This is a genomic window from Sulfitobacter indolifex, assembly GCF_022788655.1.
Lineage (GTDB): Bacteria > Pseudomonadota > Alphaproteobacteria > Rhodobacterales > Rhodobacteraceae > Sulfitobacter > Sulfitobacter indolifex.
On record NZ_CP084952.1, the window covers coordinates 88,810 to 106,418 of the forward strand.

General features: G+C 55.4%; 16 protein-coding genes. 12 read left to right on the forward strand and 4 right to left on the reverse strand.

Going from position 1 to position 17,609, the window contains the following annotated elements:
• Positions 1 to 89 precede the first annotated feature (89 nt).
• From DSM14862_RS16465 to DSM14862_RS16485, 5 genes are all read left to right on the forward strand, one after another.
• Entirely contained in the window at positions 90 to 908 is an 819-nt protein-coding gene (locus tag DSM14862_RS16465) for an IclR family transcriptional regulator (RefSeq protein WP_040702009.1), read from the forward strand.
• Positions 908 to 2,077 (forward strand): acetyl-CoA acetyltransferase, encoded by a 1,170-nt coding sequence (locus DSM14862_RS16470; protein WP_007121260.1) that lies wholly within the window; start codon positions 908 to 910, stop codon positions 2,075 to 2,077. The genes DSM14862_RS16465 and DSM14862_RS16470 overlap by 1 nt, the downstream gene beginning before the upstream one ends.
• The gene (locus DSM14862_RS16475) at positions 2,077 to 3,642 is read left to right on the forward strand and encodes an acyl-CoA synthetase (protein ID WP_243254544.1); all 1,566 of its coding nucleotides are present in this window, start codon (positions 2,077 to 2,079) and stop codon (positions 3,640 to 3,642) included. Before DSM14862_RS16470 ends, DSM14862_RS16475 begins: the two co-directional genes overlap by 1 nt.
• Positions 3,635 to 4,441 carry a PPC domain-containing DNA-binding protein gene (locus DSM14862_RS16480; protein ID WP_007121319.1) on the forward strand — a complete coding sequence of 269 codons (807 nt, stop codon included), beginning with the start codon at positions 3,635 to 3,637 and terminating at the stop codon, positions 4,439 to 4,441. The genes DSM14862_RS16475 and DSM14862_RS16480 overlap by 8 nt, the downstream gene beginning before the upstream one ends.
• Before the next feature lie 470 nt (positions 4,442 to 4,911).
• Positions 4,912 to 5,964, forward strand: coding sequence for a hypothetical protein (locus DSM14862_RS16485; protein WP_040702032.1), 1,053 nt, complete (start codon positions 4,912 to 4,914; stop codon positions 5,962 to 5,964).
• 146 nt (positions 5,965 to 6,110) lie between these two features.
• Here DSM14862_RS16485 and DSM14862_RS16490 read toward each other — a convergent pair whose 3' ends face one another.
• The gene (locus DSM14862_RS16490; RefSeq protein ID WP_007121322.1) at positions 6,111 to 7,637 is read right to left on the reverse strand and encodes a sensor histidine kinase; all 1,527 of its coding nucleotides are present in this window, start codon (positions 7,635 to 7,637) and stop codon (positions 6,111 to 6,113) included.
• A gap of 231 nt (positions 7,638 to 7,868) precedes the next feature.
• Positions 7,869 to 8,321 carry a pentapeptide repeat-containing protein gene (locus tag DSM14862_RS16495; protein ID WP_040702033.1) on the reverse strand — a complete coding sequence of 151 codons (453 nt, stop codon included), beginning with the start codon at positions 8,319 to 8,321 and terminating at the stop codon, positions 7,869 to 7,871.
• Positions 8,322 to 8,709: 388 nt separating this feature from the next.
• On the opposite strand from DSM14862_RS16495, the gene DSM14862_RS16500 reads away from it, so the two are divergent.
• The 7 genes from DSM14862_RS16500 (at position 8,710) to DSM14862_RS16530 (ending at position 14,886) form a co-directional block, all read left to right on the forward strand.
• Positions 8,710 to 9,090, forward strand: a complete 381-nt coding sequence (locus tag DSM14862_RS16500) for a response regulator (protein ID WP_007121324.1) — start codon at positions 8,710 to 8,712, stop codon at positions 9,088 to 9,090.
• A 1,304-nt stretch (positions 9,091 to 10,394) separates the two neighbouring features.
• Positions 10,395 to 10,883 carry a hypothetical protein gene (locus DSM14862_RS16505; RefSeq protein ID WP_007121570.1) on the forward strand — a complete coding sequence of 163 codons (489 nt, stop codon included), beginning with the start codon at positions 10,395 to 10,397 and terminating at the stop codon, positions 10,881 to 10,883.
• Between the two features lie 365 nt (positions 10,884 to 11,248).
• Positions 11,249 to 11,692, forward strand: a complete 444-nt coding sequence (locus tag DSM14862_RS16510) for a response regulator (RefSeq protein ID WP_322790850.1) — start codon at positions 11,249 to 11,251, stop codon at positions 11,690 to 11,692.
• A gap of 1,190 nt (positions 11,693 to 12,882) precedes the next feature.
• Complete coding sequence (locus tag DSM14862_RS16515) at positions 12,883 to 13,350, forward strand: hypothetical protein (RefSeq protein ID WP_007121459.1); 468 nt, start codon at positions 12,883 to 12,885, stop codon at positions 13,348 to 13,350.
• Positions 13,350 to 14,174 carry an HTTM domain-containing protein gene (locus DSM14862_RS16520; RefSeq protein ID WP_007121460.1) on the forward strand — a complete coding sequence of 275 codons (825 nt, stop codon included), beginning with the start codon at positions 13,350 to 13,352 and terminating at the stop codon, positions 14,172 to 14,174. The genes DSM14862_RS16515 and DSM14862_RS16520 overlap by 1 nt, the downstream gene beginning before the upstream one ends.
• Positions 14,171 to 14,503: a DCC1-like thiol-disulfide oxidoreductase family protein gene (locus DSM14862_RS16525; RefSeq protein ID WP_007121461.1), complete on the forward strand. Its 333-nt coding sequence runs from the start codon at positions 14,171 to 14,173 to the stop codon at positions 14,501 to 14,503. Before DSM14862_RS16520 ends, DSM14862_RS16525 begins: the two co-directional genes overlap by 4 nt.
• Positions 14,504 to 14,730: 227 nt before the next feature.
• A complete protein-coding gene (locus DSM14862_RS16530) occupies positions 14,731 to 14,886 on the forward strand; it encodes a hypothetical protein (RefSeq protein ID WP_165481308.1) in 156 nt (51 codons plus the stop codon).
• Here the strand turns inward: DSM14862_RS16530 and DSM14862_RS16535 are convergent.
• Both DSM14862_RS16535 and DSM14862_RS16540 read right to left on the reverse strand, forming a co-directional pair.
• Positions 14,873 to 15,214 carry a DUF3140 domain-containing protein gene (locus DSM14862_RS16535; protein ID WP_007121462.1) on the reverse strand — a complete coding sequence of 114 codons (342 nt, stop codon included), beginning with the start codon at positions 15,212 to 15,214 and terminating at the stop codon, positions 14,873 to 14,875. The two genes, DSM14862_RS16530 and DSM14862_RS16535, sit on opposite strands and share 14 nt — an antisense overlap.
• 200 nt (positions 15,215 to 15,414) lie before the next feature.
• Entirely contained in the window at positions 15,415 to 17,178 is a 1,764-nt protein-coding gene (locus DSM14862_RS16540; RefSeq protein ID WP_243254545.1) for a DUF4214 domain-containing protein, read from the reverse strand.
• Positions 17,179 to 17,609: the final 431 nt, after the last annotated feature.

The window sequence follows — 17,609 nt, forward strand, 5'->3', positions numbered from 1 at the left end:
GTCGGGCAAGATATTTCTTGCAATGACGCTTAGAATGCGCAGGTCTTTAGGGCCATGCTGAGGCGAATAAAGAGATAGTGGTCCATATTGTGAGAAATGACGAACAGCCAGCGCCCGCCAGCGGCAGTCAAGCGGTGGATCGCGCCTTGGCGCTGCTGCAAATCACAGGCCGCGCCGTTGGGCGGGGGGTGGCGCTGTCGGAGTTGATCGCGGCCTCTGGTCTGGGCAAACCCACGGTGCGGCGGTTGATGCTGGCGTTGATCCGGCGCGGGTTGGTGGAACAGGACGGGTCCACGCGGCTCTATCATTTGGGGGAGGAAAGCTATGTGCTCGGCATCTTGGCGACCCCGCGCCATGGACTTTTGGAAACGGCTGCCGATGCTCTCGTGCGTTTGGCCAAAGCAAGTGGCGACACCGCCTTTGTGAGTATGCGGCGCGGGTCCGATGCTGTCTGTCTATACCGCGAGGAGGGCGCGTTTCCGATCCGCACCCATGCACTGGAAACGGGCGCGCAGCACCCTCTTGGGATTGGGGCGGGCTCGTTGGCCATGCTAAGCGCGCTGCCCGATGCGGAAATTGACGCCCTGTTGGTGGACAACGCCGATAGGCTGGCCTCGGACTACCCGAACTACACTGCTGAACTGCTGCGCAGTGACGTGGCGATGACACGCGCCCGCGGGTTTGCGTTAAACCCCGGCCGCATCGTGGCTGGCAGCTGGGGCGTTGGCATGGCCTTGCGGCGGCCTGACGGTTCCGTTGCCGGAGCTTTGTCCCTGGCCGCCATTGAGAGCCGAATGCAGCCGCCCCGTGACGCAGAACTGGCAGCTTTGCTGGAACATGAAGCGCGAGACATTGAAGCCCGTCTGGCGCGACGAATGCCACTTACAAATTCACCGAAGGATTTATGATGAGCGACCCTTATATCGTGGGCTGGGCCCATACCGCTTTTGGCCGCAGTGATGCCCCGGACACGGAAGCATTGATGGCGGAGGTCACTGGTCCTGCGTTGACGCATGCAGGGGTCGCCGCTGAGGACGTCGACGGTATTTTCGTGGGCGTGTTCAACAATGGTTTTTCAGATCAGGATTTCCAAGGTGCCTTGGTCGGCATGGGCAATGACGCACTTTCGCGTGTGCCGGCCACCCGTTACGAAAATGCCTGTGCCACAGGCTCCGCAGCATTGCATGGGGCAATGGATTTTATCGCCAGCGGCCGGGGCAAAATTGCACTTGTGGTCGGCGCTGAGAAGATGACCGCCACACCGGGCGTGGAAGTGGGTGATATCTTGCTTGGCGCCTCTTACCGTCGCGAAGAGGCAGAGGTGCGCGGCGGCTTTGCGGGGCTCTTCGGCCAGATTGCCGGGAATTATTTCCAGCGTTATGGCGATCAGTCCGAAACACTGGCGATGATCGCTGCTAAAAACCACCATAATGGGATGCAAAACCCATTCGCGCATATGCAGCGGAACTTTGATGTCGCCTTTTGCAATACGGTTTCAGAGAAGAACCCCCTGGTTGCTGGCCCATTGCGACGTACCGATTGTTCGCTGGTGTCGGATGGGGCCGCGGCGATCGTGCTAGCGGCGCCTGAAGTTGCGGCCGAGCTGCAGCGGGCAATCCGCTTTCGGGCGCGGAGCCACACCAACGAACCCCTGGCGCTGTCGCGCCGGGAGATCACGCGTTTTGATGGCGCGCGCAGGGCGTGGGAGCAGGCCTTCGCCGCCAGTGGCGTAGCGCTTGATGACCTGAGCTTGGTGGAAACGCATGACTGTTTCACTGTCGCGGAGCTCTTGGAATATGAGGCGATGGGGCTGACCGAGCCGGGTCAAGGTGCGCGCGCGATCCGCGAAGGCTGGACCGCTAAAGACGGGCGTCTGCCGGTGAACCCATCAGGGGGTCTGAAGTCTAAGGGACACCCCATCGGAGCGACTGGCGTTTCGATGCATGTCATGGCGGCGATGCAACTGATGGGCGAAGCAGGAGGTATGCAGGTTCCCGATGCTGAGCTCGCTGGCGTCTTTAATATGGGCGGGGCCGCTGTGGCATCTTATGCCTCGATCCTCGAACGGGTGGTCTAATGCAGCCTATCTCAACCCGGGTCATGAACCTTTCGCAATTCTTGACCGATGCCGCGCGGCGACAGTCGGAAGACATCGGCCTTGTTTGGGGGGAGGCGACTTGGACCTGGTCTGAATTGGAGGCGCGCGCGACTGCTTTTGCTGCCGCCCTTCGGGACCGCTATGGAATGCGCAAAGGCGACCGGTTGCTGGTGCAATCTGCCAATTGCAATCAAATGTTTGAGGCCGCCTTTGCCTGCTGGAAACTTGGCTGTGTCTGGGTGCCTGCAAATTTTCGTCAAACCCCAGAAGATGTTGCTTGGTTTGCGGCCTCTTCTGGCGCGAAGGGATTGCTGGTGGGGGCTGAGTTTGCAGAGCATATCGCCGCCTGCGATGGTCTGGACTTCACCGTGCGTATCGGCGGTACAGGACATGACGATTACGACGGGCTCGTCATGGAATTTGCGGCGGCAACAGTCACCCCAGCCCCCGTGGACCGCGACGATCCGGCATGGTTTTTCTTTACCTCTGGGACGACCGGAAAACCAAAGGCCGCAGTGCTGACCCATGGCCAGCTGGCGTTCGTCGTGACCAACCATCTGTGTGATTTGATGCCAGGGACGGGCCCTCAAGATGCCTCTATTGTGGTAGCACCGCTGTCACATGGCGCAGGGATCCACCAGCTGACGCAAGTGGCCCATGGGGTAAAAACCGTTCTTCCCGGGGGGACCAAATTCGATCCCGCCGAGATCTGGCGCCTGGTTGCTAGATGGCGCATCACAAATGCATTCACTGTGCCTACGATCGTAAAGCTATTGGTCGAGCATCCTTCTGTGAAGGAACATGACCATTCCAGTCTGCGCTATGTGATATATGCGGGGGCCCCAATGTACCGCGCGGATCAAATCCGCGCACTCGAAGTGCTGGGGCCCGTCTTAGTGCAGTACTTTGGGCTGGGCGAGGTCACAGGCAATATCACCGTGTTGCCCCCCATCCATCATTCTGCGGATGATACCATCATGCGCATCGGCACTTGCGGCTTTGCCCGCACGGGGATGCAGGTGCAGGTCCAGGATGCTGAAGGACGTGAGGTGATGCCGGGTGAGACCGGGGAGGTCGCCGTTATTGGCCCGGCAGTATTTGCCGGGTACCACGACAATCCCCAGGCGAACGCCAAAGCGTTTCGAGATGGTTGGTTCCTGACCGGCGATCTTGGTCATATGGATGCGGAAGGGTTTTTGTATCTGACGGATCGTGCGTCAGACATGTATATCTCGGGAGGGTCCAACATCTATCCTCGTGAGATTGAGGAGAAGATCCTGCAGCATCCTGCCATCAGCGAATGTGCCGTGCTGGGCATACCAGACGCGACCTGGGGCGAAGTCGGTATCGCTGTTTGCGTTGCACGAGGGGAAGCACCCGATCCCACGGCCTTTCTGGCGTGGCTGGCCCCATTGGTGCCGCGCTACAAGATGCCTAAAGCTGTCGTATTCTGGGAAGAGATGCCTAAGTCGGGCTATGGTAAGATCACCAAAAAGCTGATCCGGGCCGAGTTGACCGCGCGGGGGGAGATTGCGGATGTCTGAGGGGCGGACCTTGAACCATCCCGGTCCGGTTGCTGCAGATCGAATTATTGCAGTGTCCTGCAGTGCAGTACATCAGCGCGTCACGCTGAAGGCGGGATTTACGCTGTTGCAAGCGATGGTTGATGCCGTAGGAGAAGTTGGCGCCTGGTTTGACTTAGATAACGTGTCGGTGGAGAAGCTGACATTCGTGCGTCCTGCGCCCGCACCGGACGACCGCCATGTTGCGTGGTATAGCGCGCAGACGGTGCTGACATCTGCGACGATCAAAAGAGCGGGCTCACATCTGGGACGGCGGGACGGCGCAGCATTCGCCCACGTGCACGGTCTTTGGACTGACAGCAATGGAAGCCCTCATGCGGGACATTTGCTGGCCGAGGCCACGGTGCTATCGACGGATCACACCGTTGATGCCTGGGTATTGGAAGGTGCGATTTTTGACATGAAGGCCGATGCGGAGACAGGCTTCACGCTATTTCATCCAGTCTCTATGGGGGCGGTTGAGCACCCTAACGCCACTCTTGCGACCATCCGACCCAATGAGTTGCTCGAGGAAGGTCTGGCAAAGTGCTCGGATGCAACCGGATTGCGTTTTCGGACCATCAAAGGTCTGGGCAGTCTGGTTGGCACTAAGTTGGAGGGTCAGCCGATCTTGGAAGACGACGCAACTGAAATTCTCCTAACGGGCGAAGCCGGGCGGGGCGGGATCTCTGTGGGATTTGCGGGTCCGCCAATCATTGGCAATCTGGCTTTGGGCGCGAACCGGGTGTGCGTGACCTTTGAAGTCCTCTTATTGTCCTAAGAGTGCTTCGACTGCATCATTGTGACCCCGCACGACCACCAAATTCGGCGGTTTGCGCGAGAGAAGCGACTTAGATTTCTCATATAGGCCTTTCAACGGTAAGCATTCGGCGAAAAGGACACTCGATAAACGATCCCTCAGCCCAGCAGCCAGACGGCCCTCGGCAGAGTTTTACTTAGAAATTGACCCGCGAAATGCTTGAGAGAGATCTCGCGGAAATATATGATCAAAGCAACCGACTGAAACCAGGCTCCGGATGGGCAGTGGTCTGGCGGAGAGGTATCGTCAAATCGATGAAAGTGTATCTGGGCTGGCAATAGAGCGCGCCCCGTTGTTAATCTCTCAATCAAAGACAAGCTAGATTTTTTAGAGTTGATCATGCGCCATCTTGGGGTGCTCGGCACGCGCATCAAGCGCGAGGAAGATAGGAGGGCAGGCCACTTGGGTAATGTCGGAACGAGGAACTTCCCATGAATCTGAAAGGTGTTGGCCGCGTCCATTTCGTGTGCCCGGATAATCAGCTCTGGCCCGAGCTTAAAACCATTCCTTTCGGCCCTATCACACCTGATCTTCTTCAACTGCGGTGCGTGGATGGTTTCGATTGCTGGATCAATCGGACATACTATGAACTGCGCTTGGCAGGATATGATGTCACTGTTGGCCCGGCACTCGACCCAGCAGTTGTAAATGTCGCAGGCGTTCGGGACTTTGGTCGCCGCCAAAGAGACATTTCCTCTTTTGTGGTCATACCGCGGCTTGATGCACATCAACCCCGACTGGCAAACTTCGTTATACATCAGAATGGTCTTCTGCCCTCTCAGCCAAACAACGCTCATGTCCCTCACTGGCCGCAGCCCAATTTAATCCCGCGTGATCCGAGCCGTGGCCACAGGGTCGAGCGTCTGGTCTTCAAGGGTCACATTTTCAATATGCATGAGAGCTTCAGATCGGAGGACTTCAAGGACAAGCTCGGAAGGATCGGGATGCATCTCGAGCTCGACACAGTTGACACGACAACTGACTGTCGCGCCAAGCAGCAGAATTGGGGCAACTACCGTAATGCGGACGCGGTCCTCGCCGTGCGGAATCTGACCGTCGCGGACGCACACCACAAACCCGCATCAAAGTTAGTGAACGCTTGGTGGGCAGAGGTTCCGGCGCTTCTAGGTCCGGAGCCTGCATTCAAGGAGTTACGGCAGAGCGATCTGGACTATATGGAGGTGCGAACTCCTGAAGATGTTCTCAGGACCCTGTCGGTTCTCAAGGGTGATCCTGCCCTTTATTTTGGAATGGTGGAGAATGGGAAGGCCCGGCGGGGTGAATTCTCCTCAGCCGCCATATTAAAGAGCTGGATCGCATTGTTTGAAGGTCCGATTGCCGAAGCATTCGAACTATGGCGCAAGACGCCATACCACGCCAAGCTGACCCAATACGGGCTTTCTCTCGTTCAGGAGCCTCTCAGCAAGGCCAGCTATAATCGTAGCATTTTTCACGGACACAGGCTGCTAGATAGTAGCCACTGATATCGTTTACCGCGAAGAACCACTTTTCAAATTTACAGGATGAAACCTTCATACCGCGGTTCCATTCGATCCCGAAATTTACCTTTCAAAGCGACCGTTGTCTTATAGAGCTGACTCAGGGCGGCCGCACGCATCGCTGTCTCAAGCTATGCCACAGGGAACTCCAAAGAAAAGATCGTCCCGCCGTCGAACGCATAGCTGTAGGTGCCTTGCAACTGCAGGGCCATGCCCTGGATGATTTTGGTGCCCATCCCGAGGGGGCGTGTTTTTGGGTCAAACCCCGGGCCGTTGTCGACGATGACGAGGTTGGCCCTGTTGTTGCCGAGAAGCTTGAGGCGGATACGGATCTCTGCAGTGTCTCTGTCTGATCCCGCATACTTCAGCGAGTTGGTGACAACTTCATTGATCAGCATCGCCAGCGATGTGGCCTGCTCATGGCTGATTGAGATCCGGTCGATATCAAGGCTTAGGTGTTCTGACGCGCCATGGGCTTTGAAGATGTTTTCCGTCATCGAGGCGATGAAGGCGGGCGCATCCAGAGCGGCGTATTTGTCGTGGTTGTACATATGCTCATGGACGGTGGACATGGCCGCAAGGCGCAGTTTGAAGTTGGTCTCCACGGTTTTGGGAAGCTTGTGCATGGCGACCAGCGCCTGCATCGATTGCATGTTGTTTTTGACCCGGTGGTGGATTTCACGAAACAGCATTGTATTTGCCTCAAGCGCTGTCTCAAGGGCCTCATTTTTTTGAGCCTCCCGCCTGAGAAGCCGGATGATCCAGATGGCACATGCCGCGAGGGCCAGGATGGTGGGAATGACAATCGCCAAGAATACCTGAACACGCCGCCAGAAGCGCGCCATCGTTTCGTCATAGCGCCCTGAGGCGATGGCGATGAGCGCGCTGTCTGGGAGGGTTTGGTAGCCTACAAATCTTTTCTCTCCGTCTATGGGAGACGTGCTGATATAGGCCCCCGCATCCGCGTTGGGTAAATGGTCTTTGAAGATCACATGTTGGCTCAAATCCAGGGGGCCGTCGACGGGGGGGTAGCGGGCCACCAGCATGCCATCTGCGCGCAAGATCGCTAAGGCCGCGCCTTGTCCCAGGCCGAGAGACGCCAGCAGCTCTCCCAGAAGGGCGGCATCAAAGGAAATGATCGCGACACCTACAAAAGCCCCCTCCCGCTCAAGGCGTTGGCTGAACGTGAAGATCGGGCTGCCGTCAATGCGGCTGGTAAGAAGCGAAGAGGTGAAGAACTGCTGCCCACCGGCTGGGACAGCAAAATACTCTCTGTCGCGAATGTCGATATTGGGAGCATTGGGGTCCGTGGTGTAGAGGGTTTGCCCCTCGGCGGTCACGATATAGGCTTTGGCGCTGTCGGGCAGCCCCTCAAGCGCGTCCTTGATGCTCACTAAGGTCGCAGATTGGCTGGACTGAACATCGGATCCCAAGGCAAAATCCATGCGGCGCAGCGCTTGGCGGGCCACTTCGACAATCCAGCCGGTGTTGATCTTGACCGCCTTGGCCGCGGCTGCCGCAGAGCTTTCGGCCCGATCTTCCGCCGAGCTGTGCCCGTGATAGACAAGCGCGCCCACAATGCTGGAATAGACAAGAAAGGTCGCGACAATAAATATGGTCGCGACGCGCACTGAACCCGCAATCGTCTTGGTCACCATGAAGACTTTCCCTCTGCAGCTGCCGAACCGAAAGACATGACGCTCCGGCAACGGACTGCACTTAGAGGGTTTCTACCGGAAGTCTATGAGAGGAGCTTGCGGGTTCTTCTTCCGGGGGCTCAAAAAAACATGGGGAAAGAGGAGCCTGACAGAGGGGCGCTGTCGCCCGGGGGTGCAAAACAACCTTCGCTGACCTCTAAGAGGGGGCGCCGAGCAAAGAACATCCTCTGGTCAGTTGCATTCCGTGCTGGCCATCGTTTCGTCCGGCATTTGCGTGTTGCAGTATAGGCCTGCATCAAGATCGGTATCGATCAGGACGGCGTCTTCGAAGACGGCTGCTTTCAAAATCGCGTTTGCAAAGGAGACGTTGATGAACGTGGCCCCTGTGAAGCTGGCCCCGGTCAGGTCAGCCGCATCAAAAGAAACATTTTCAAAGGTGGCATGGTCGAACAACGACAGGTTCAACCCAGCCCCCGTAAAGTTCACATTTCGCAGGTGAGAAGACGTCAGATTGACGCCGGTGAGTTTCCGGCCCGTGAGGTCCAACTTCTCGAAGGCACAGCCAGGGCATTTTCCGAGCATGCGCAATTGTTTACTTTGGCCCTCTTCCTGGCCAATTGCGGGGGCGGCGAGGCAGAAGAAAAGGGCCATAATGCTGGACCCTGTGTGGGCATAGCGGGTCATAAAATTATCCAAAGCTGCGGCATGAGAAGAGGAGCGCATTCAACGTCGGCACGGTCGGGTGTGACCCATTGGGTGTCGTCGACCTGGCCTTGCATTTATTTGCTCCTCGCTGATTGCCAGCAGGTGGGGCTCTGCGCGGTGAATTGAAAGATGAGCGGCTCTCTTTTCTCCTGGGCGGGCACATTTTTTGTATGGGGCATGGGAAGGTGTAAACCGCCCAGGTGCAGCAAAGTTTTTGCGGCTTTGTCTGCCCCTCGGGGCATGCGATGCGCAGACGGCCGCTGGCAAGGGGCAGCGGTGCGTCTGCAACATCACGGATTTAGTTGCTGAATGCTGGAACTGAACGGCTTTTGCACGGTTGAGGCTTACCAGCTGAACAGGTGTGAGAATGAATTCAAAAGTCGTTTTATTAGTTGAAGATGAGGCGCTCATTCTCATGGACATCGAAGCGGCCCTTGTTGACGAGGGGTTTGACGTGGTCACGGCGATCAACGGTGCCAAAGCCATTGAGGTTTTTGAGGCTGACCCCGCGCGGGTTGACGCTGTTGTGACAGACATAAATCTCGGCAAGGGGCCGAACGGGTGGGAACTCGTACGCCACATCCGGGCGCACCAATCTGAGATGCCGATCGTCTATATGAGTGGGGACAGCGCTCATGAATGGAGCGCCAAGGGTGTCCCCGAAAGTGTTCTGATTCCAAAGCCCTTCGTGCATGCTCAGATTATCACGGCACTCTCAACACTGATGAACCATTCGGCCCAAGTCTGAGAAACGTAAAGAAGGATGGCAGGTCAAGCGGACTGCGCTTAGGTCTGTCCTCTTAAATGCTTTGGGGTGTGCGGTGTCTGAGGTGAAGCGGAGCGCGCGCTCCATTACGCTTTTGTTTCAAGGAATTTCTGCAGTTTACTGTAATTCAGGGGCGCCATAGAAAGGGGCATAATCTTGCCGCGGGGGAGCCTTATGATCCGAACCATCTTAGTTAGTGATTACATTCAAGTTCAGGGCGCGTTCGTGCGTGCTTCGGACGATGGAAACATCGTTGTTTGCACTGGAGAGGGTAAGTTTGAAGGGCGTCCCATCGGGCAACCCGCCAAGCCGTCTTCACATGTAGTGCTTGCAGTCTCCTAGCACCCCAATGTGGCCGCAAGGCCGCATTTCACCGGTCTGGGGATCGCGGATCAACGGGAGTTCGCCTTTTTCGTAAGAAGCGCAAGCGGAGAGGAGCAGGGCTGATATCACGATGAAAAGTTTCATAGGGCATAGCTCCTGAGGCTTTTGGTCTGTTGTACGATCGGCTAGCAGACCGCTTCTCTATATGAATTTATCCTTCGAACATTCAATAAAATTTTCACCCCTATGATTGCGAGGGGAAGGCCACTTCGAACAGATACCTCTGCAACATGAAGCTCTGCTTGCCTACCCACAGCCCTGTCAGTGGAAGGTTTGCCGAAGCGCTGGCAAAGAGCCCACGCCTACCGCCTCGGGCGCAATGGTTTTGCGCGGACCCCACCCGCGGCGGGCATAGCGGCTGACCTGGCCGCAGCGGAAGGAACAATATCGTGCCAAAGCGTGGTGCTATGAGCCAAGGAGGCGCGCCGTTGGATCCTGAAGCGCTGTCTGAGGTGCTAGGGTGTTTGGAGGATATGAAGGTAGGCGTTATCTCTTGCAGTCCTCGCCTTGCAGAGAGCATCATGTCAGATGCGGCCTTGGTCATCCGGGCTCTTGCAGAGAGAGCAGGGATCAAAATTGGATAGAGGCGCGTAGGGAATAATCGTTTGGCGGGCAACCATTGGGGGTATTGGCTCTGCTTTCTGCCGTGGGTTTTAACAATTGCTACGAAGAAGCTGCCTATATCGCAGGCATTGCAGCGCTCGTTTAGATCAGGGGAAACGGGAATGGCGAGGATTACCTGGAAGGAGCCGGACCGGAGGCGGGGGGCGAAGTCTTGGCTGCTCCGGCCGATTTGCTGGCTTATGGGGCATGGATATTATCAGGCGGATGGTGAGAGCTGGGCAGAAGCCACGCTGGAATGCCCGAGATGCGGGTTAGAGCATCCAAGGTAGGAGATTTACGTGCAGGTCTTTGTTGCTTCTCTTGAGCAGTGCCTAAAGTCAGAAAACTGGCCTGCGGCGCTGTGCCTTGCTCTGAGCCTTCCTGACATGGCTGGTGCTATAGAGAATCCAGAGGCCAAACCGCAGAAAAGATATGCTCAGTGGTTTGATAGGTGGGTTGGGCCCAAGTATCGAACAAATGTTTTGTCGGGACAGCATGCGTTTCTCTCAGGGGCTGAATGCTATGCTTTGAAATGTGCCATGCTTTATCAGGGATTTGACGCGGACAATGGTCGGCGAAAGGATGCTATCGATGCTTTCTATCGGTTTCACTTTACCTCGGTCGCAACAGAGCACTGCGAGCACAAGAACCGGACGCTTCAACTTCACACGGACCGCTTTTGCCGCGATGTGGGTGAGGGATGCGAGGCCTGGCTGAAATCCATCAAGAACGATGCCCGAAAATCTGCCGCTCTGAACCGCGCTTTGAAGATAGCAATACCTCTCTAAAGTTGCGTGCTTTCGAACGGCAGGGCAGCGGCTCTATCTGTGATAAGAGCGGTTTTCTTGCGTTGGGCGATACGATCAGTTTGGGTCAGGTTTCTCAAGCCGTCATCTTTTAGAGTGCAGATTGCTTTATCGGGGCCAGGGCATCTCATCAATTTCTGGGGACGATCAACAGTCTCACGTGTCTTAATAGTCCCGCCTGAAAATATTCTAGCGTGGCAGCTTTTGGGTTGCGGATGAACGCGCCGAGCCAGCAAACCTGCTTGCAAACTTGGCGCATTACAAAGGCTATTGGCACGAAGGTAACATACTTTCGACATAGCCTGCGGTTATGGGCGACGGGCCCGTCGCGCTGACAGGCCGGGTTCTTGAATGATTTCAGCAAGCGATCACAGTGTTATGTTGGCGGTCGTGGCGGGAGCGTGCTGAATGGGAAGAAGACGATGCTAAAATTACTACATGTGGACGACGATGCTGACATTCTTGAGTTGGCGAAAATGTCTTTGGAGCTCATGGATGACATAGAAGTTGTCGACTGTGTCTCTGGGGAAGAAGCGCTCAGTACAGTTGAAGAGTTCAAGCCGGACGTATTTTTGCTTGATGTGATGATGCCGGGCATGTCCGGACTTGAGACGCTTGAGAAACTGCGCCAAGTGCCAGGACTTGAATCTGTGCCTGCCATCTTCATGACCGCGCAGGTGGGGGTAGGAACTTGGACGGAACTCTTTGACCTTGGCGCCGCAGAGGTGATTGCCAAGCCGTTTGATCCAATGACCTTGGGCCCGGAAATTAAAGCAGCCCTGAACCGATAAGCTCCTGAGACGTGCCAGAGGCCCGCGCGGCCTCTTTGCGAAAGCGCAAGGTTTTCCAGCGTCTCCCTTGAAGGGCCGGACTGGCCTTCTAGCTGCAACCCGAACGAGAACTTTGGACCGATGAGATCGGCCTTCGATGCGCGATATAGCGCACAGTCGGGGCTGAAACGTCATGGGGGAAGAAGGATGAGGGGAGAGTTCATGGGGAAGCCATATGGATAGAATGGGACCTAAGCGGTCTGGCGCGCGAGGTAAGAACACACATGCCGTCACAGAAACGAAGGCGCTCCGCATTCGGAGGATGTCGGCCAGCGTCGCGTTATCTCTCTGGATCGTTGCAATCTTTTAAGATCGTGAATGATTTGCTGGTTGGTTGAGGGGCCCCAGGTGCAGGTCACTATCCTGCAACGGTTCTGCGATATGGGGAGCCTGTTGTAGAGAGCCGACCCTGTCGCGATTGACAGACTGCTCCAGTCTTTTAAGCTCAACTGCAGCGAGAAACCTAACTGTAAGAGTTGGGCCCCTGTTTTCGGTATTGTGCAAGCCGCATTTGAAATCTTTGTTTTTATGGGACATTGAGTACTGACCGTGGGGTCCCTAGAGACTGTATGCGTAAGACGACACCTCACCGATCTGAGACGACAGATGAACAACCCCGTGTTCGGACAAAGTCTCGGCCTCGTCTGCGCCTTTGGGTCGCGGGTGGCATAACCCTATCGCTATGGATGATCGCGATCTTTAAGATCGTAAATGATGTGATTGTGAGATGAATTTTGGGGATGTCCGCAAACCGTGTTGGTCCGCTCTGCGGATCTTGCTGCCTTTCGCTGCGGTCGCATAGTTTTCGCGCCTGGGAAGACCTCTAGAAGGAAGGGCGGAAAGCGATCATTTGCTGCGGGTGCCACAAAGGATGGATGTCTAGGGCCTAGCTGCGGTTCAAGGTAACGCTCGCAAGCTCCACTTGCAGCCAGTCGTTTAAGGTGGGAACTGGCAATAATCTCTGCCGTTGGGCAATGTCAGGTGCCGGGATTTTGGCCCCTTGACATAACTTCCGGAGCAACTGTCCATAACCGATGCTGTTTCCATATTTTCCAACTATGGTTCACATTCTGCCCAATTTCTGCCCCGATTTCTTAACATGCTTTGGTCAAACCTAGTTACTGGCGTACCCAGTGAAAGTGACCGAAGTAATGACCCATGCCCCCGCACTTGAAACCGTGTCACGCCCGCTGATCGGAAATCTCTCGACCTTATTGCGCCACATTGCTTTCGGTTTGTTTACTGTGTTGATCTATTTGGGGCCGGCGCCCGGACAGCTCTTTGACTCCCATTCTCCGTGGCTACGCGAGTGGGTCATGTTCTCCGGGGTGGGTGTAGGCATTCCCAATGGCCGTTTTGTCGTGCGATCTGAGGATGGTGTGGAAGCAATACTCACTCCATTGGAGGCGGCGAACATAGAACGATACCCATTGATTTTGCACTACCTTTTCGAAAATCGCATTTTCTCGGAAGACCACTTCGCCCATTTCGCCGCACCACTATGCGCAACGGTGCCGGATACGAGCTCCGTTAGTTTCGATGGAGCGGTTGGAACCCGTCAGGGGTGGCGACCGGTGCAGATCGAAAATATTTGCGCTTCCGGCGAAGGAGAAGACTGATGAATGCTGGGGTGATGTTGCGCGACTTCGTTGCTTGGGGCCCGGACGCTGCTGGGCCAACACGGTCAGTGGCGCTTTTGCGAATTGGACTGGCAACCATGGCAATTATCCGCTTCGGTGCCGAAGTCGCACCATTCTCAGCGGAGACATTCAACGAACTGCTTCTGGGACTGGTCTTCTTTACCTTTGCGATCGCAGCCCTTCTGGGCGTCCGCGCAAGAGCGTCGATCGGCCTGCTGGGGATAACGATATTTCTCCTATACGGGATGAGGCAGGCTGGCCTCGGCACCGCTGGTTGGGATCATCACCATGTCTATATTCTTGGTATATCGTGTATTTTCCTGATGTTTACTGATTGTGGCCGGTCTTACTCCTATGACCGATGGGCGGCCATTGAGAGCGGAAATCAAGTTCTACCCGAGCACGGCATCTTATGGGGGCAACGCCTGATCGCCTTGCAGATGTCAGCACTTTATTTCTGGACCGCGGTGGACAAAACGGACCAAGCTTTCCTTTCCGGCCAAAGGCTTGAGCAGATTTTTGTTTGGAGCTATTCAGGCCGCACGCTTGAGATACTTCTCGTCTCCCCCATGCTGCTTTCGCTGATGTCCTGTGCCGTTTTGGTTGTGGAATATTTTCTCGCCTACGCGATCCTCACACGGCGCCATCGCGCAACGGCCTTTTTTATCGGTCTCAGCATGCATGCTACGTTCTACCTGTTGCTCCCTGTAAGCACGTATTCAGCGACCATGATGCTGCTATACCTTGCGTTGATAGACCCGCAAACCGTCCAAAAGTTCACCAAGAGGATGCAAGAGCCATGACGCCGTTGCGGATTGTCTACGACGGTGAATGCCCTTTTTGTGCGAACTATGTCGCGCTCCTTCGTCTTCGTGACGACCACGCCGTTGAACTGACCGATGCGCGTGCCGATCGTATCACGGCCAATAGCTATAATCTGGATTTGAACGAAGGCATGGTTGTCGATCTTGATGGTGAGATTTTCCAAGGCGCGAAAGCTGTCGCCCTGCTCTCGCGCCTATCGCGGCGGCAAGGGGTTTTAAGCTCGGATCGGATTGCGAATGCGGTCTATCCGTTGATGCGGTTTGGTCGTGCCATAACTCTCAAGGTTTTGGGTCGAAAACCTCTCTGACCAGCGCCGAAATTTCGCGCGTACGAGAAGTTCGGGAATGTCCAAATTGATGGACTGCAGCGCAGCGTGAGTATCCTCGGCCGATGGCAGCAAGGGGCCGATCTTGCCGGATCAGCCTATGCTGAAACTGCGAAAACCTTCGCCCCTCGTGCGGTCGTTAATGGGATGTACCGGCTGCTTCACCCAGCAGGTTAGGCTTGGCCTATACTGCAAATAGGAGAAGTAGCATGGCGAAGAATGATTTTGATGAGCTGATGTCGGTTGGCGTTGATATCGGCAAAGATGTTTTTCTGCGAGATAACGAAGCGCACCAACACGGTTTGCGGACACCCCCTAAATTTTCATCTCGGATCAGATGCCAAAGACGCGTCAATCTTCTTTGAGCGGGTCATGGCCCCAGTTCATAAGAGAGTAACGCCATGCGGAGCTCTCTTTGTTGTTTGATGGGCCGCCCTGAGACATATGGCGTTTGATATAGCCTACGACCTTGCCCATATGGTCCCATTGGTCATCGCTCAAATCATCTTTGTTGGTGTGCTTTATATCGACAATCTTGCGACCTGATTTATGGCCGGTGCTCTCGCCACCATCCGTGTCACCGACTGATTTGGAGGCATCGCTCTTCAGCCAGTCTTCGAGTTCCTGAGGCGCCATGTTCACGAGATCGCGCCATTCAGACCAAATCTCGTCTCTTGATTTCGCAGATGACATAAAACTCTCCTAAACGCTTGTCTGGGCAAAACCTTCCGCAGCCGAGCGGGTTTCGCGCGGCACGCGTGTTGCGGGGGGCCCAAAGCTTAGCAGCGTCTGCGCAGGATAGATCGACGATCCGTGCTTGCAATCGGCCGTATCGACATATGCCAACATACAGCAGAGGCTGGGTTCGACCCGTTGCGAAAGGGCTATATGTGCTATGGGGTTAAGAACCCCCAGTCTCCGGTGCTGGTCTCGTAGAGCCCCATAAGGACAGATGTCGATTCCACGGTGTTCTCTGGGCTGATGGCGATGTCTGCCAATGCCAGTGCTTTGCTGATCGCCCCCTCATTCAACAGGTCCAGATAGAATTGCCTGCCAGCGGAATCTGATGACCGATCCAAAACGTTGAGATAAATTTGCTCAAGGAAGTCTGCGTTCGACAGGGTGGTGACGTCACCAAAGTTTGCGGTGAACTCCGGGCTTGTCATAAGGTCTGCCGCCAAGAACTCATCTGACAAGCCATCCCTCTGTGTGACATCAATATAGAAATTAAGCCCTGGCAGATCGATCGCGCCCTCTCGGTTCAGGGCCGCTTCATAGAGCAAAGCCACACGCTCAGCGATGACAAAGTCTTCGGGGCGCCCCGCCCCTGCGAGCGCCGAACCCGCGTTAAGTTCAATTAGCTGGTCGTCGAAACGGAGGAACTGAAACCCAAAAAGCTTGTCTCTGCTGCCGTCTGTTGCGGTGACAACAGTATAATCAATCCCGCCCACGATATCGAAAGTATCCGACCGACCCTCAAAGTAAGCGGTGTCTCCTGTCCCCGGTTGCGTCGATTGCGATGCAGCGATCAATACATCACTGCCGCCGCCGCCGCCCATAATGTCAGCGCCGTCGCCTCCCCACAGGATGTTGTTGAGCTCATTGCCTCGCAAGCTGTCTGATCCGTCACCTCCGATGGCATTTTCTATAAAAGCGCCGAAGGCGATGCCAACGGTTTCAGTGAGGGCTGTTGTGCCAGAAATTGTTGCCGCGGTAATCGTTGAGCCCACATCACTCAATGTGCCGGGCCTAAGATCGATGGACACACCAGTGGTGATCTCAGAGGCATCAAACGTATCTATCCCCCCAGCATCCCAGATGGTCTCGTGGTATGTCTGAGAGGGGGAGAAGGCATAGATGTCATCTCCAAGGTTCGTGTTCATGTTTGGTCCATAGAGCCATTGGGCCGCGAGTATGTCCAAGATCATGGGTGTCGTTGGAAAATAGGAAAGCTCTCCTTGGTTTGCGGAAATGTCTTCCTCGGTCAGGCTGGGGAGAACCGCGTAGCTCATGATTGTCTGGGAGCGGTAGTTCAATTCTGTAGGAAGTGTTTCATTATTCCAACCTGGGGAAGCCGATACGTCTCCTAGGTTGAAAACCGCATGGCCGAGTTCGTGCAGCACCGTAAGATAAGGCAACTGGCCGGGTTCGAGGTCGCTTTCTTGAAGGCTCTCAAATCCTCCAGCGAGGAAAACATCGCCAGCATGAAGGCCTTGGACTGCCGGGGGTATCGCCTCTGCGCTGAGGCTGTTGGGGGCGTAATTCGGATTGGATAGGGATAGACCGATCCGAATGTCTCCCACGTTTGTCGATGTCTCTGTCATCTCGGTAAAACTGACATCAGCGAACGTAGACCAGCTTTCAAACGCTGCTCTGAAGGCTGCCTCAAGGGAGGCGCTCATTTCGCCTATATTGTCGGTATATTGAGACGGATAAGAGGGCGCGAATGTCGAGGCCATGTCGAAAAAACTGAAAGTAAGCTCAGCCCCCGAGCCGATCGGGCCACCCCACTTTGCGATTGTTATCCCATTCACCTCATCGCGTTCAGAAACAGGGACCTGAAGAGGTTCTCTAGGGGCCAAAAGGGCATCAATGTAGCTTGTGCCGCTTGTGCCGGTCATTGATGTCGTTTCGGAGTTGATGCTTGGAGAAACCATGGGAAACCTTTCGATTGTTCGAGCGCCTAGAACATCTGCCACCTCACTGCTTCTCATGAGGGTAGTGCACGGCGGAAATTCTGCATAGTAGTTTGCGATCTGCCTGATTTGCCGCAGCGGCGCTTATCGAATGCACTTCACAGTTGCAGTGGTGCGGAGGTGATCTGTGGGAGCGACGCTTGCGCGGAAACGGAAATTTAGTACTCTTTCCGATGGCACCCAGAACCCAGGCCCATGCCTGCGCTGAGGCCCGAAGCGGCCGAAGGCTAAATGGGCCCAGTGATTTCTAAAGTTGGTCAGCCACCGCAAATTAAAGAGGATGCGTGCCAAGGGGCAGGGAGCTGAAATGCCAAGGTGCAATGCTCACAGCGACAGAGGTGTCAGGTGTTCAAGAAGCTGAAAAATTACATGCTTTATGGGAAATGGACCGA

Bases quoted from the DNA above. Each gene is read 5' to 3' on its own strand.
- DSM14862_RS16470 (WP_007121260.1), top strand. From the start codon at position 908: ATGAGCGACCCTTATATCGTGGGCTGGGCCCATACCGCTTTTGGCCGC.
- DSM14862_RS16475 (WP_243254544.1), top strand. From the start codon at position 2,077: ATGCAGCCTATCTCAACCCGGGTCATGAACCTTTCGCAATTCTTGACC.
- DSM14862_RS16480 (WP_007121319.1), top strand. From the start codon at position 3,635: ATGTCTGAGGGGCGGACCTTGAACCATCCCGGTCCGGTTGCTGCAGAT.
- DSM14862_RS16485 (WP_040702032.1), top strand. From the start codon at position 4,912: ATGAATCTGAAAGGTGTTGGCCGCGTCCATTTCGTGTGCCCGGATAAT.
- DSM14862_RS16490 (WP_007121322.1), bottom strand. From the start codon at position 7,637: ATGGTGACCAAGACGATTGCGGGTTCAGTGCGCGTCGCGACCATATTT.
- DSM14862_RS16495 (WP_040702033.1), bottom strand. From the start codon at position 8,321: ATGACCCGCTATGCCCACACAGGGTCCAGCATTATGGCCCTTTTCTTC.
- DSM14862_RS16500 (WP_007121324.1), top strand. From the start codon at position 8,710: ATGAATTCAAAAGTCGTTTTATTAGTTGAAGATGAGGCGCTCATTCTC.
- DSM14862_RS16515 (WP_007121459.1), top strand. From the start codon at position 12,883: ATGACCCATGCCCCCGCACTTGAAACCGTGTCACGCCCGCTGATCGGA.
- DSM14862_RS16520 (WP_007121460.1), top strand. From the start codon at position 13,350: ATGAATGCTGGGGTGATGTTGCGCGACTTCGTTGCTTGGGGCCCGGAC.
- DSM14862_RS16525 (WP_007121461.1), top strand. From the start codon at position 14,171: ATGACGCCGTTGCGGATTGTCTACGACGGTGAATGCCCTTTTTGTGCG.
- DSM14862_RS16530 (WP_165481308.1), top strand. From the start codon at position 14,731: ATGGCGAAGAATGATTTTGATGAGCTGATGTCGGTTGGCGTTGATATC.
- DSM14862_RS16535 (WP_007121462.1), bottom strand. From the start codon at position 15,214: ATGTCATCTGCGAAATCAAGAGACGAGATTTGGTCTGAATGGCGCGAT.
- DSM14862_RS16540 (WP_243254545.1), bottom strand. From the start codon at position 17,178: ATGGTTTCTCCAAGCATCAACTCCGAAACGACATCAATGACCGGCACA.